Annotated in this window: 1 protein-coding gene; it reads right to left on the minus strand. The window is 44.0% G+C overall.

The window, feature by feature from the left end; genetic code table 11:
* A partial coding sequence (locus A3756_RS20780) for a putative solute-binding protein (RefSeq protein ID WP_156490651.1) occupies window positions 1-985 on the minus strand: 985 nt, incomplete at its 3' end.
* Window positions 986-1108 lie beyond the last annotated feature (123 nt).

Below are 1108 nucleotides of genomic sequence, written 5' to 3' on the forward strand. Positions count from 1 at the left end.
TTTTTGCGTGAGCGATGCGCTCGGCTTCGAGCTTCTTTTTAGCAGCTGCGTCTGCTTGGGCCTTTTGCTTCTCTATGTTGTTCTTTTTGACGCGTTTGCTAACCACCTTGGGCGGTGCTTTGCATTCGCCACGAGAAGGGTCTAGACGGCAGCGAATTTTCCAGAATAACTTCAGTGCGGTAGGGTTGTTGATCTGATCGTCTTGTAAGGCAAGTCTAATGCGTTTACTGAAGTGATCAATCTCATCCTTTACGAATTGATTAGTTTTAATCCAGTAGTGCTTGGGGATTTCCTCTTCGGCATCAACTACCATTTTGTTCATCGCTTTCATTCGTGTCAGCATGTAGTTTCGCATTTTATTCCCGAAATCCTCAGGGAACTGATCACGACGAGCAATGGTTTGAAGCATTCCGTAATATAGCCGGTAATCAATAATTCCTCCTTTATCTGCAAGACCCTCGTAAAGCTCAAAGGTGTTGTAGGCAAGAGCGGGCATGATCACAATATCAACTTCGCCGGTTTTAAATTTATCTGCAAAGTTTGATAGTGTTACCGTGACAGGTTTGGACTTAGATAAACTTGCAAATTTATACATTTGCGGATCATTATTCAAAATCGCAATCTTTTGACCAGAAAATTCGTCAATTGTGTCAATCGAGCGGTCTTTAACAAAGGCATACATCGAACCAACAGGGAAGGTTGTTACAACCTCATAATTGTTTTCGATCATCAGCTTGCCAGCCCTAGAGCGGCTTAGCGTAGCGATAGCAAGCTCAAGCCCTTTCTCTGAGTTAATTGCTCCAATTGCGTCCATTGTGCCGGCAAACTTAACAAACTGGCGCGACAGGATGCTCGTAAGAACGGCAGCCTCGCAGTTGCCAGCCTTAAATTGCTTAACAACATCGGTTTCTTCGGTGTAGGCGACAAATTTGAGCTTTAATCCCCAGGCTTGAGCTCGTGGAATAACGTCGGAATAAAATGTCATCACTGGGCCACTTCGGCCAACAGGATCCCAAACGCAGAACGTTTTAGATTCTAAAGAAAAAGCAGAGATACTGAACAGGCTTATCAAGATGCAAAGAAATATAGAGAAGAGCTTCATACAGCA

Source organism: Oleiphilus sp. HI0086 (genome assembly GCF_001635225.1).